Origin of the sequence: Thalassospira australica (assembly GCF_044790785.1) — a bacterium.
In the GTDB taxonomy this organism is placed as follows: Bacteria; Pseudomonadota; Alphaproteobacteria; order Rhodospirillales; family Thalassospiraceae; genus Thalassospira; species Thalassospira australica_A.
This window is the reverse complement of the sequence record NZ_CP085258.1, coordinates 3,079,123-3,091,833: the sequence shown is the minus strand read 5'-3', so window position 1 is coordinate 3,091,833 and position 12,711 is coordinate 3,079,123. Positions and strand designations below refer to the sequence as shown.

General features: G+C 51.4%; 11 protein-coding genes. 5 read left to right on the top strand and 6 right to left on the bottom strand.

The annotated features are described in order from the left end of the window. Nucleotides 1–156 precede the first annotated feature (156 nt). The 5 genes from LG297_RS14490 (at nt 157) to LG297_RS14470 (ending at nt 6,139) form a co-directional block, all read left to right on the top strand. Nucleotides 157–1,317, top strand: coding sequence for an EAL domain-containing protein (locus tag LG297_RS14490; RefSeq protein ID WP_404421441.1), 1,161 nt, complete (start codon nt 157–159; stop codon nt 1,315–1,317). 180 nt (nt 1,318–1,497) lie between these two features. Next, nucleotides 1,498–2,727 carry a response regulator gene (locus LG297_RS14485; protein WP_404421439.1) on the top strand — a complete coding sequence of 410 codons (1,230 nt, stop codon included), beginning with the start codon at nt 1,498–1,500 and terminating at the stop codon, nt 2,725–2,727. 21 nt (nt 2,728–2,748) lie between these two features. Then, entirely contained in the window at nt 2,749–3,942 is a 1,194-nt protein-coding gene (locus tag LG297_RS14480; protein WP_404421437.1) for an HD domain-containing phosphohydrolase, read from the top strand. 373 nt (nt 3,943–4,315) lie between these two features. Beyond that, nucleotides 4,316–5,368 (top strand): four-carbon acid sugar kinase family protein, encoded by a 1,053-nt coding sequence (locus LG297_RS14475; protein ID WP_404421435.1) that lies wholly within the window; start codon nt 4,316–4,318, stop codon nt 5,366–5,368. A gap of 54 nt (nt 5,369–5,422) precedes the next feature. Further along, nucleotides 5,423–6,139, top strand: coding sequence for a FadR/GntR family transcriptional regulator (locus tag LG297_RS14470; RefSeq protein ID WP_404421433.1), 717 nt, complete (start codon nt 5,423–5,425; stop codon nt 6,137–6,139). Nucleotides 6,140–6,207: 68 nt separating this feature from the next. Here the strand turns inward: LG297_RS14470 and pdxA are convergent, their stop codons facing one another. The 6 genes from pdxA to LG297_RS14440 form a co-directional block, all read right to left on the bottom strand. Next, entirely contained in the window at nt 6,208–7,200 is a 993-nt protein-coding gene (gene pdxA / locus LG297_RS14465; RefSeq protein WP_404421431.1) for a 4-hydroxythreonine-4-phosphate dehydrogenase PdxA, read from the bottom strand. Between the two features lie 44 nt (nt 7,201–7,244). Then, nucleotides 7,245–8,294, bottom strand: a complete 1,050-nt coding sequence (locus tag LG297_RS14460) for an Ldh family oxidoreductase (RefSeq protein WP_404421429.1) — start codon at nt 8,292–8,294, stop codon at nt 7,245–7,247. Next, nucleotides 8,291–9,262: a phosphoglycerate dehydrogenase gene (locus LG297_RS14455; protein ID WP_404421427.1), complete on the bottom strand. Its 972-nt coding sequence runs from the start codon at nt 9,260–9,262 to the stop codon at nt 8,291–8,293. The genes LG297_RS14460 and LG297_RS14455 overlap by 4 nt, the downstream gene beginning before the upstream one ends. 2 nt (nt 9,263–9,264) lie before the next feature. After that, a complete protein-coding gene (locus tag LG297_RS14450) occupies nt 9,265–10,146 on the bottom strand; it encodes a dihydrodipicolinate synthase family protein (RefSeq protein WP_404421425.1) in 882 nt (293 codons plus the stop codon). Nucleotides 10,147–10,158: 12 nt separating this feature from the next. Further along, nucleotides 10,159–11,649: a tripartite tricarboxylate transporter permease gene (locus LG297_RS14445; RefSeq protein ID WP_062958846.1), complete on the bottom strand. Its 1,491-nt coding sequence runs from the start codon at nt 11,647–11,649 to the stop codon at nt 10,159–10,161. 81 nt (nt 11,650–11,730) lie between these two features. Beyond that, on the bottom strand, nt 11,731–12,687 hold the full coding sequence (locus LG297_RS14440; RefSeq protein ID WP_404421423.1) for a Bug family tripartite tricarboxylate transporter substrate binding protein: 957 nt from the start codon (nt 12,685–12,687) through the stop codon (nt 11,731–11,733). Between the last annotated feature and the right edge of the window lie 24 nt (nt 12,688–12,711).

The following is a 12,711-nucleotide window of genomic DNA, read 5'->3' as shown; positions in this document are numbered from 1 at the left end:
CGGAATTAATAAATATAACAATGAGGTAAGCGATTTTCAGAAGTTTGATAATCTTTTGAAGGACTAAAGTTTCTCGGATGATAGTAATATAAAAGCCTGTATCCCATATGATAAACTATCTTAAGTGGTATCAATCGGGAGGGAAGGGGCCGTGTAATGGAGATAATTGAGGAAGCGCTTTTATCGTCGATGAATTATCCTTGCGTGCTTTTTGTTGACGATGAAGAGGCACTTTTGGCTTCTGTTCGGCGCATGCTGCATACTCAATGTATCCTGAAAACCTGCGATGATCCGCATGAGGCCCTCAAACTGCTTCGACAGTCTCCTGACCAGTTCGATGCTATCATTTCCGATATGATGATGCCGGGACTGGACGGTGTAGAGTTTCTGGCAGAAGCCAGATCCATATGTCCCGATACGCCGCGCATACTTCTTTCCGGCAGTCTTACTGAGACGGCATTGAGGGAAGCCGTCAATAAAGCCGGTATTTCGCGTGTTCTGGTCAAGCCCATTCCGGCGCATGCTATTTTGAAGACTGTCCGCGATATTGTGTCTGACGAGAACGGTGAGGTTAGACCTTCCCGTTTGATGGTTCAAAGAATGCGAACAGCATTGAAAGAGGACCATACGGTTGTTTTTCAAAAACGTGTTGATGCCCAGGATTTCGGTGTAATCGGTTCGGAGGCTTTGAGCCGATTTCCAGAGTTGCAAAATACCTACACACTCGAAGAAATCATTACGGGGGCAGAAGATCACCCGGTAATTGGGGCGCTTACATTTAAGGTACTGGACTTCATTATCCATCATCAGGAGGCCCTTGAGTCCAAATATCGGGCCGTACCTATCTCAATCAATCTGTCACCGCATTCCATTGCGGATAGTAACTTTGTAAACAGCTTGCTGGATTTCCTGTCTACTTGTCGAAATTTGCCGAAGCTGGAGTTCGAAATCACTGAACAGAGTAATCTTGCATTCACGGCTGAGTTTCAGAAAAACCTGCCCCGATTGCGTGCTGCCGGTTATCCGGTTTTCATTGACGATTTTGGCGCGGGCAACAATTCGATGTCATTATTGCGTAAGGGGCATTTTTCCGGGCTTAAGCTCGATAAATCCTTGATCGCCCGTCTAGATGATCACAATACAATCGACAGCTCTTTTGTCGAATGGGTCACCCAGGCCGCACACCAACTCGGTATGACTGTCGTCGCGGAGGGGGTGGAGACGCTTGATGCTGCAACGTTCCTCCAGCATATCGGGGTTGATGAACTGCAAGGCTATTTCTTTGGGCCCCCAGAGCCCTTGCCTTCACCAAATTAAGAAAGACCAGCAAATAATCCTTTCGCTTTTCAAACCTTGCTAAGCGGTTGTATTGCGCGATGATCTCTCGTGTCGTAACGCTTGGAATGTTTTGCGTAAAACTTTTATCACCAATGCTTTCAAAAAGAATTGAGCAACTCTAAGTGTAATGCATGAAAGTTCTGACTTGCGGAGGTGGCGATGAGTAAAGTTCTTTTCGTGGATGACAATACCAATGTCCTGAATGGATTACGCCGCCGTCTGCATGCCGCCTGCCCTTCATGGACGATGTCGTTTGCAGCCAGCGGCGCTGAGGCACTGGCTCTTTGCGAGCAAAATGCCTTCGACGTTGTTGTCACAGATATGAGAATGCCGGGTATGGATGGTGCCGAGCTTCTGGGGCATGTGCGAGACCGTATTCCGAGTGCCGCGCGTATTATTCTTTCGGGCTTTTCGGAAGATGAAGCTGTTTTACGGACCGTCGGGCCTGCTCACCAGTATCTCGCCAAACCCTGCGACGATGAAGTATTGATAGAGACAATTCAGCATACGCTTGAACTGCGCAAGATTTTGACGGCTCCCGCACTCCGTAGCTTGGTTGGTAACATTGATGCTTTGGCATCTCCTCCCGATACTTACACCCGGCTTGTTCAGGCCCTGGAGAACCCGAAAATAGGGAATGACCGTATTGCAGCAATCGTTTCATCGGACATTGCATTGACCGCAGAAGTGCTGAAACTGACCAACTCGGCGTATTTTTCATTGCCGACAAAAATGACATCAATTTCTCATGCCGTACGCATGATCGGTACTGAGACTTTGAAATCATTGGCTCTTTTTATTGGTATATTCAGAAGTTTTGAAAGTTCATCCGGTATAAGTGGCCCAATCAAGAACCTTTGCCAAAGGTCCCAGCAAATTGGCATTTCCGCAGCATTGATTGGGGAGAACGAGAAGCTCGATAGACTGACATGTCAGATGTTACCCTCGATCGGAATGCTTAGTCATGTTGGTAGTCTGGTACTGTATCTGAACTATCCAAAGCAGATGGAAGAAGCTGTTGCCCGCATTGAGCGGGAAAAGATCACGATTATTGAAGCGGAGCAGCAACAGTTCGGTGCCGCCCATCCGGAAATCGGGGCATACCTTCTGGGACTTTGGGGCTTCCCGGAGCAGGTTGTTCAAACCGTTATCTATCATCATCGTCCGTTTGATTTTCCGCACAACAGCATGACCGGATTGACGGCCATATATGCGGCCCAGCTTCTGTCACGGGAAGTCGCCAGCCAAGGCTATGACGTCGATGGTGATATCGAGACCAAAATTGATATCCCTTATTTGACACGTGTAGGTAAAGCAGATCGCGTACCTGTATGGCGTGACATCGTGGCCACCGTCCTGAAAAGTTATGAGCGGATGGATCATCATTAGAAACTTACGGAGATGCCTTTTATGGCGAAGCACAACATTCTCTTTGTTGATGATGACGACAACTTGCTGATGGCAATCAGGCGTCAATTGCGCGGGAAATTTGATCTTCTGACGTCAGTTGGCGGTAAACACGCGCTTGAGCTGTTAAAGGAACAAGAGATTGCTGTATGTGTAGCCGACATGCGCATGCCCAATATGGATGGCCTCCAACTGCTTGAAAAAGTACAGCAGATCAGTCCGGAAACCGTTCGCATCATGCTCACCGGTAACGCGGATCAGGCGACAGCGATTGATGCAATCAATAAAGGCCGAATATTCCGCTTCTTTTCTAAACCCTATGACAGTGACCTTCTTGAACAGGGACTGAACGATGCATTACGTCAATACCGATTGATCACGGCCGAAAAGAGTCTGATCGAGGAAACATTGGCGGGCAGTGTGAAGGTACTGACCGATGTCATGGCGCAAATGAACCCGGCGATCTTTGGTCGGGCGATGAAGGTCAGGAGATGGTGTGATCGAATTGCATTGGAACTTCAGTACCCACGTTCATGGGAACTTGGTGTTGCAGCACTTCTTTGCCCCATTGGCATGGTTTCGATGCCGCCAGATGTCCTAGCGCGGATGGCGCAAGGAAAGCCTTTGCAGCCTCTTGAACGCGAATTAATGAAACGTACTCCCGAGGTCGGGAGAAAACTGATCAGCAACATTCCCCGGCTTGAAGTGATCGCCGAGATTGTCTTTCTGCAATTCAGGAATTTTGATGGCACCGGCTTCCCGGAAAAAGGCCCTTCGGGGGAAGATATCCCGTTGGGAGCCAGAATATTGCGTATTTTAAATGATCTGGGGGAAAACGGTGTCACCGATCTGCCAACGGATATCGATTTCGAGCAACTGGACCGTCATAAACATTGTTATGACCCGGCTCTGTTCACCAAAATCAGAAATTTGCTTGCGATCGTGGACGAGGAGGGAGACTTTCCTCCGGAAGGACGGGAAATGGCCGTTTTGGTCGATAAATTGCAGCTGAATGATTATCTGATGACGGATTTGGAGACGACAGAAGATAGAGTGGTTCTCACGCATGGAACCTACATCACCGAAGTCAGGTTGGAGCGGATCAGGGCTTTCCAGAGTCTCCATAAATTCCGTGAGCCTGTACAAATTCTACGTGGCTCAAGGCCTGCATCAGGTCATTCTGTTGTGAATGCATAAGGTTGAGATGAGGCACACTTCAAGTAAGACCGGGGAAAATATCGACTAAGGGAGAGGGAATTGTGCCGTTCCCCCTCGAAGTTAAATGTTTCATGTCCCAATGGCGTCTCTCTATCCTAGAATGTAGAGAGCTTCCTGCCATTTGATTGCTGATTTGCAATTGAGCTCAATGCTTCACCCGCGGCACGGTACACTGCGTTCTTGGCGCAGACCGGTGAAAAGGGTTTCTATCCGCTTGGATGTGCTTAGTGATGTTTGTTGATGGGCTGTGCCATTAAAATGCTTTTAGCTTGATCTAGTCCTTGAACGTTTTTACAAATAATATACAAGTTTACATATTGGGGTTAATTGGTAAAAATCATAAGGTTTCTGGATGGTTTCCGTTGTTATTCTGGCTGATGATCTGACGGGGGCGCTTGATAGCGCTGTATGCTTTGCCAACCGGGGGATGGTGACAGTCGTCGCTGGGACAATTGATGCATTTGCCAAGGCACTTCGAAGTGGGAGCGATGTGGTTGCAGTCAGCACAGCCTCGCGTGAGATTTCTGCAAAAGATGCATGGCAAAGGGTAACGGAAGCTTTGAGTTGCATGTGCTTCAATCCACCGGTGCTTATGAAGAAAGTTGACTCTCGCCTGAAGGGCAACATCAAGGTCGAACTTGACGCATTTTCTCAAAAAAAACTTAAGCCACACATGTTCGCCTGTCCCGCGATCCCGTCGCAGAGCCGCAGGGTAGAAGGGGGACAGATCGTTGGCAAAGGTGTAACCGAACCGATTGATATAGCGAAATTTGTCTCGCGAGATTTGCCGCTGGACAGTATTGTCGACGCTCAAAATCTCTCCGATATTGCCTTGGCATTGCCGTCAAATCTGGAAGATCATCTTTTTGTCGGTGCGGCAGGGTTGGCAGAAGCATTGGCTATCCGGCTGCGCCCTGAAATGCCACCAGATCGGCAAATCAAGTTACCTTCGCCTGCATTGTTTGCCATAGGTTCAAAGGACCCGATCACCAAAGCACAGCTCGATAAAATTCGATCAGTTTGCGAAATTGTCGAAGCACCCAACGGTGAAAATCTGCATGTTCAGCCTAATGGGCGATGGCGCGATGCAAAAGTGACGATTGTCGAGATGGTGCCGGGAAATGAAACAGTTTCAGGGTTAGAAGCTAGCAGAGCATTTTCGTCAGGCATTGTACAGAGGATACAGGCAAACGCGCCCGCAACTTTGCTCGCTTGCGGTGGAGAAACCGCTGCTGCAATTCTGAATGAAGCGGGTATGGGGTTATTGACAGTAAAAGGGGAACTTCTGCCGGGAATACCGTTCGCCGAAACTGTTTTTAACAGTCAAAAGATGACTGTTGTAACAAAGTCTGGCGGATTTGGGGCAGAAGATGCTTTTGAACGTGTATTGTCTTCGATTAGATAAAAACGGATTTTGTTTAAGGCTCTCATGACACAGGATAAATCAGGAAGTTCCCCGGTGAAAGATCAAACCAAAAAGCCCCGCGTGGTTCTCGCTGACCGGGTTTACCATTCACTTTACAGCCGGATTACGAATGGGGAGTATGCACCAAACAGCAAGCTGCCGCCCGAGAACATTTTGGCGACCGATCTTGAAGTTTCCCGACCTGTCTTGCGAACCGCGCTTGAAAAATTGCGTGAAGAGGGATTGATTTATTCTAGGCAGGGAGCTGGCAGTTATGTTCGGGCAGCAAAACATGCGCCGCTCGGTTTTGCCAAGGTGGAGACGTTGGCAGATATTCAGCGTTGCTACGAGTTCCGCCTGACGATTGAACCGGAGGCGGCTTCGCTGGCGGCTACGCGCCACAACGAAGCCATATTGCGCGAGATTGAGCATGCTCTTGATTTGCTAAGGGTTGCGACGGGGTCAAACCAGCATCGCGAAGATGCGGACTTTGCATTCCACCTCGCCATAACACGCGCCGCAAACAACCATTATTTGGAAGCATCAATGCGGGCCTTGCGCGAGCACATCAATGTCGGGATGAAGCTGCACGGCCAGTCCTTGATGTCAGATGGAGTGAAGCGGCTGGAAGAAGTTCTAGAAGAACATTCCGCTATCTACGGGGCTATTCGGGATGGCAAGGCCGAAGAGGCTAGGACGCTTATGTATCGTCATATCGAGCATTCGCGTGATCGCTTGTTTGGTGGCAGTTTACTCAGCCTGAAAATGTGACATGAAAACAAGAAAGCCCGGAACGGATTGTCCGGGCTTTCTCTTTTGGAGTTCCTGAAACAGGCGGCTCAGGAAAGGCGTTTTGAATTCGCCAGCGTATCAGCATAGCTGAGCGCAGAGATCATGTTTTCATGATTGGCGCGACCTGTGCCTGCAATGTCAAATGCTGTCCCGTGATCGACGGATGTCCGGTCAATAGGGAGGCCGAGCGAAACATTCACCGCAGTATCAAATGCCACCAGTTTGACCGGTATGTGTCCCTGATCATGATACTGTGCAATCACCAGATCGAAATCCCCGCGGAACGCGCGATGATAGACGGTATCTGCTGAAATTGGTCCTTGTACATTGATGCCTTCTTGCTGTGCGAGCCTGACCGCAGGCTCGACCCGTTCCGGGTCATCACTGCCAAACAGCCCGTTCTCGCCGCAATGCGGGTTAATCCCGGCAACGGCAATACGTGGTTTTTCATATCTCATACGTTTGAAATGCCGGTAACCCGTGCGAATGGTTTCCAGTACGCGTTCGGTGGTTGCCCGGTCAATGGCATCTTTAAGCGAGACATGTGTTGAAACATGAATAACGTTAAGCCGTTCGGAGGCCAGCAGCATCCAGGACGATTTACAGCCGGTCAAATGGGCCAGCATGCCGGTGTGGCCGTCATAATGGTGGCCAGCGGCATTAAGTGCTTCCTTGTTGATAGGTGCTGTGACGATACCGGTAGCTTCGCCCGACTGCGCCATTTTCACGGCAGCGTCAATGTAACGGAAACTGGCTTCGCCGCAGCGGTCAGACAGGACTCCGAATTTCTCGGGCAGGCCATCTATTGCAATGTGCTTTACAGCAATCGATGCATTGTCTGCTGTTTTATCAGCATGATGTGTTGCAATATCCAGACCGCAGGCGCGGATGGCCCGGTTCAGAACATTGATGTCGCCGATCACGGTATAGCTTTGTCTTTTTTCCGGTGACAGCGTTGCAAGCGCGCGAACGGTAACTTCCGCCCCGACACCGGACGGATCGCCCATGGTAATCGCGATTGGTGCGTTGGAGAGTGTCATTTTTGTCTCCTGTCTCGGGTCGGCAGGACCCGGTTCTGATCGTGTTATGCTTTTGCGGAAATAAAGGGGATGCCGTAGTACTTCGCCTCGGCTTTCAAACCTTCACTGATTCCGGGATAGAGCTCGACGCCATCCCGGACAGCGATTGCCTTGCGCTGTAAAGCTGCCTGGCCGGGTAAACGAACGGGATGTGATGGATATTTGGGGCGGTTGGCAAGGCATGCATCGCGCAACCAGCTTGTTTGTTCGATAAATTTATCCACCCCGCCGAAGGCTGCGGGATCATAGACGCTGATGGTGACGGCGGCATTCGTGCCTTTGGGTTTGTTGGCGCGCCCATAACCTGCAAGCCCTTGTGTGAGGGCTTCGACAGAAAGTGCCATGCCATAACCTTTTTGCCCGTGGTCAATGCCACCCGTCGGCAAAAGGGTGGCCCCATTGTCAAGAAGCCCGGGATCATTACCGGGCTGACCATTGCGGTCCATCAGCCACGAGTGATCATAAACGCGATTTTCGCGTTTCAGGCGCGATGCCATATTGACGGTAGTGATCGAAGCCGAGATATCGACAAGTATCGGTTGATCGTCCGTCGGAATGCCCCAGGCTACCGGGTTGGGGGTAAATACGCCGTCCAATCCTCCGAAGGGGGCAACCTGCGCGCCTGACGGGGACGAAGATGCAACAGAGGCAAGCATTGATTGATCGGTCGCGATTGAAAGATAGGCTGCAAGTGCTCCGATATGATGGCTGTTCCCGATAGCCACGGTGGCCGTGCCAAACTCTCGGGCACGATCAACGGCAGTTTTCAGGGCCTCGCTGGTCAGCCAGGCACCGGGCAACCTTTTGCCATCCCAGCATTGAACTGCCCCACGGTCCGATATGAGTTCATAACTGCCGCGGGTCGTCATTACGCCGTCTCGGATACCTTGTAGATACCATGGTGCCAGTGCCATCCCGTGGGTGCTATGACCCATCAGGTCGGCCTCAACCAGATAGCGACCGACGGCGTCGGCTTTGTCGGCTTCAAGCCCGGCGGCAGAAAACAGTCTGGTTGCGAATTCGGTCAATCCGGATACGTCAAATATGATGCTCATGTCAGCCCCCCGAAAACCTCAGGGTTGAGAACCCGTTTGGGTTGTTCCCCGCGCATCAGGGCTTCTATATCGGAGATATTCATCAGGCCGACATTTGCCATTGCTTCCAATGTATCTGCGCCCGTATGCGGGGTAAACACCACGCGTGGATGGGAAAAAATCGGATGACTGGTTTGCGGAGGTTCAGTTACATAGGCGTCAATGCCGGCACCGCCCAAACGATCATTGTGCAGGGCATCTGACAGTGCATCGATATCGACGACCTCACCGCGTGCGAGGTTAAGCAGGCAGGCGTCCGGCTTCATGAGTGCCAGTTTGTCAGCATTGATGAAGGCGGTGTTTTCCGTGCCGCCAAAGATATGCAGCGAGACATAGTCCGATTTCGCAAGAAGCGTATCTACATCGACAAAGTCAATGCCGTTATCCTTTGCAAAGGTAATGTCCGGATAGGCATCCTGTGCGATAACCGTCATGCCGAGTGCGTGCGCTTTAAGTGCAAGCGACTTGCCGATATTGCCTAGTCCGATAATGCCCAGCGTTTTGCCACCGACCTGTGTGCCGATTGTTCTGTTCCAGCCGCCTGAAATAACGGAATGGTGGCCTGCGACAATATTGCGTGCGAGACTGAACATCATTCCGATGGCGAGCTCCGCAACCGCATCGGCATTTGCACCGGGTGTGTTCAGTACTGGCAAGCTGGCCTTCGTGCAGGCAGTGATGTCAATATTATCAATGCCGACGCCATGCTTCAAAACCGCTTTGAGATTGGCGCCCTGTGCAACGGTCTCCGATGTAACCGGCACCAGCCCGACCACAAGATAATCTGCCCGTCCGATATGTTCGGCTACGCCACCATCGGGCTTTGTCGTATCGACGCAGCGGATCAGTTCCCAGCCGAGTTCTTCAAGGCGGGATGACACTGCTCCGTACTTGCCAAATCCCGGCGACGTCGTGAGAAGAACTGTCATGATCAGATGAGCCCGTATTTTTTGAGGATTTCGACAATTTTCCTGTCCTGTTCCGCATCCGGAAGCAGGGCTGGCTGACGGGAAGCCCCAACCGATTTATCCATCAGATACAGAGCACGTTTCACCAGTGCCGGTGGGTATCCCAGGCCATAAAGATCCTTACGGAAATTGCCGAATATTTTCTGATTTTTTTCGGCTTTGGTAATGTCTCCAGAATTCACACCGTCGATAATGCCCGCGAGAATTTCGGGCAGAACATTGCCCAACCCTGAAATTGCACCGACCGCACCATTCTGTAATGACCACAAAACAAGATGGTCCGGTCCGGAATAAACCTCGAACCCGTCCGTTTCCTTGCTGATGCCAAGATAGGCGTTCAGGCTTTCATTGGTCCCGCCGGAATCCTTGATCCCGGCGATGTTGCCATGTCCCGCCAGAATCTTTGCAGTTTCGGGTTCAATGTGGTTTTGGGTGCGCGGGGGAATATCATAAAGATAAACCGGTGTTGAAACGCTGTCTGCAACGGCAGTGAAATGGCGTATCAGCCCGTCTTGCGTGCAGGCGATAAAGAAGGGTGTAATGACGGCAATACCGTCAACTCCGATGCTGTCGAATTCACGCGCCAGCTTGATGGTTTCAAACGTTGCAGGCATACCGGCATTGACGATGACCTTTGTCTTGCCGCTGACTTCATCAACGACCTCTTCGGTCAACCGGACTTTTTCCTCAAATGTGAGGGCGGAAAAATCGCCATTTGTTCCGGCACACATGATGTTGTTGCCAGCCGCGACCTGACGTTTCACCTGATCGCGGGTGGCTTGGTAATTGATCGTTTCGTCGTCATTAAAGCAGGTGACGAGAGCGACATATGCCGATTTGGTCATTGGTGGTTCCTGTTATTCTGGGGCTTGTGTTGTCTTGCGATTACGCTGCTTCAGCCGGGCAATCATTGGCCAGCCAAGGGAAAGGATGGTCAGGAAGAAAAACAGCAAGGTGATGGGCCCGGATGCAAATTCGATAAGATTGTCACCCGATTGCAAAAGACCACGGCGCAGATTGGCTTCCATCATTGGACCGAGGATGAGGGCAATGCACAGGGCGGCCTGACTGAACCCGAATTTATGCATGCCCCAACCAAGGACACCAAAACCAATCATCGTGTAGAGGTCGACCGGGTTCAGGTTGATGGCAAACGACCCGATAAAGCAGAAGATGACAATGGTCATTGCAAGCATCTGTCGGGGGATCAGCAATATCCGCGAAAACAGCGGGATTAAGGCCATGCCGAAAATGAACATGAAGATGGTTGCGATAAAAGTGCCACCAAAGATGCCGATGATTACATCGGGATTGGTCTGGAATAGCATTGGCCCGGGGGCAAGCCCCTGGATCATCAACCCGCCCATCAATACCGCCGTGACAACGTCACCGGGAATTCCGAGTGCAAGCAGCGGGATGAGAGCCGCAGCACAAACCGCGTTATTTGCACTTTCCGTTGCCGCAATACCAGGTGCGTACCCGGTGCCGAACTTTTCGGGTGTACGCGACGAACGTCGGGCCTCGTTATAGGAAATCCACGACGCAGTTCCCGAACCTGTACCTGGAATAATGCCTATGATCGTCCCGATGATGGAGCCTCTGATCAGGGCGCTTTTGCTTTCACGCATGTCTGTCTTTGAGGGCCAGCGGCCGGAAACTGTGCGCACCGGTGCCTCGGATTTTCCAATGCGTTCCATTTGCGTAAAGACTTCCGAAAGGGCGAAAAGACCAATAAGCGCAGGTGTAAAAGCAAATCCGGATGCAAAGCCTGATACGCCAAATGTATATCGCAGTACGCCGGTAATCGGATCTGCCCCGACGCAGGAAATCAAGATACCCAGCAACCCCGAGATCGCACCTTTCAGTAAATCGCCCGAAAGAGACGCAATGATTGTGAGCCCGAACAGCGCCAGCGCAAAATACTCGGGGGCTCCGAATTTCAGGGCAATCGACGCAAGTTGGGGGGCGAGGGTCGCCAGAACGATTGCAGCAAAAAGCCCACCGATTGTTGAGGCAATCGTTGCCATGCCAAGGGCTTTACCAGCTTCGCCTCTTTGGGCCATGGGGTAGCCGTCAAGCACGGTTGCAGCAGATGCCGGGGTGCCGGGCGTTCGCAGCAGAATGGATGAGACGCAGCCGCCGTAAATCCCGCCGATATAAATGCCGATCAACATGTTCAGCCCGACAACCGGTGTCATGCCGAATGTCATCGGGATCAGCAATGCAACACCCATGGTGGCGGTCAATCCGGGCAGTGCACCAATAATAAGCCCTCCAAGCGTTCCGAGGGCAATTGTCCACAGGGCGTTTAACTCAAACAGTTGGGATAGAGATGAAAGGACATCCATTAAGGCTACTCGCTCGAACCGAAAAAAGAAGGAGGGCTTCAGGTTCCATGTTTTCCGGCCTGAAGCCCCGAGTTAGTCCGGTCAGTTATTCATGCCGTACATGCCAAGGTCACGTATGACGGCTTCTGCGGTTTTGCTGTCGGAACGGGCGCGCGTTTCATATTGTTCGGCATCTTCGTAGATGACGAATTCGCCCATTTCTTCCATCTTTTTGCGGAACTCTTCATCCTCAACGGCGGTTTTGATCGCAGAATGAAGAAATTTCAGGTCTTCTTCCGGAATGTCTTTCGGGCCGATGATGCCTTTCCAGGAGGACCAGGTGAAATCAATGCCTTTTTCAACGGCCGTCGGGGTGTCCGGGAACAGATCAATCCGTTCAGGTTCCATAACGAACAGCATCGATACGTTTCCTGCTTCAACCTGACCAAGGGCTTCTGCCGGTGACGCGACCATTGCATCGATATGCCCGCCGACACACGCGGTGCGTGCTTCCGAGGAACCGCCAAACGGCACGGATTCAATTTTGATATTGGCAGCTTTGCCAAAGGCTTCCGCAGAGATGTGGTTGGCCCCCCCTGCACCTGAATTTCCGATTTGCGGGGCCTTTGTTTTGGAATATTCAAGGAATTCGTCAAAATTGCTGAACGGTGCATCCTTGCAGGCAACCATGACCTGCAGGTTACGGCCAAACAGGCCGATAAATTCTACATCGTCGATATTATAGGGGGTGCCCCCCAGATGCGGCAGAAGTGCCAGCGGGCCTTGCGCTCCTGCCCCCAGTGTATAGCCATCGGGACGGGCCAGCAAAGCTCCCGAAGTGCCGATTGATCCGCCGCCACCAGGCTGGTTGCGGACAACCATGGTGCTGCCATCAAAATTTCGTTCGAAGCTTTCGGCGAGAAGGCGCAGCGAAAGATCTGTACCCCCGCCTGCCGAATAGGGAACGATGACCTGTATGGGACGATCAGGAAAGGCGAATGCCTCGGTGGAGACGGATGCTGCAAGCAAGGCTGCGGCAACGATGAGTTTCTTGTTCATGGTTTCCTCCTTGATGGAATTTTG

Coding starts and splice junctions, on each gene's coding strand:
- LG297_RS14455 (WP_404421427.1), bottom strand. CDS start 9,262: ATGACAGTTCTTCTCACGACGTCGCCGGGATTTGGCAAGTACGGAGCA.
- pdxA (WP_404421431.1), bottom strand. CDS start 7,200: ATGACACTCTCCAACGCACCAATCGCGATTACCATGGGCGATCCGTCC.
- LG297_RS14450 (WP_404421425.1), bottom strand. CDS start 10,146: ATGACCAAATCGGCATATGTCGCTCTCGTCACCTGCTTTAATGACGAC.
- LG297_RS14475 (WP_404421435.1), top strand. CDS start 4,316: ATGGTTTCCGTTGTTATTCTGGCTGATGATCTGACGGGGGCGCTTGAT.
- LG297_RS14460 (WP_404421429.1), bottom strand. CDS start 8,294: ATGAGCATCATATTTGACGTATCCGGATTGACCGAATTCGCAACCAGA.
- LG297_RS14480 (WP_404421437.1), top strand. CDS start 2,749: ATGGCGAAGCACAACATTCTCTTTGTTGATGATGACGACAACTTGCTG.
- LG297_RS14485 (WP_404421439.1), top strand. CDS start 1,498: ATGAGTAAAGTTCTTTTCGTGGATGACAATACCAATGTCCTGAATGGA.
- LG297_RS14490 (WP_404421441.1), top strand. CDS start 157: ATGGAGATAATTGAGGAAGCGCTTTTATCGTCGATGAATTATCCTTGC.
- LG297_RS14440 (WP_404421423.1), bottom strand. CDS start 12,687: ATGAACAAGAAACTCATCGTTGCCGCAGCCTTGCTTGCAGCATCCGTC.
- LG297_RS14445 (WP_062958846.1), bottom strand. CDS start 11,649: ATGGATGTCCTTTCATCTCTATCCCAACTGTTTGAGTTAAACGCCCTG.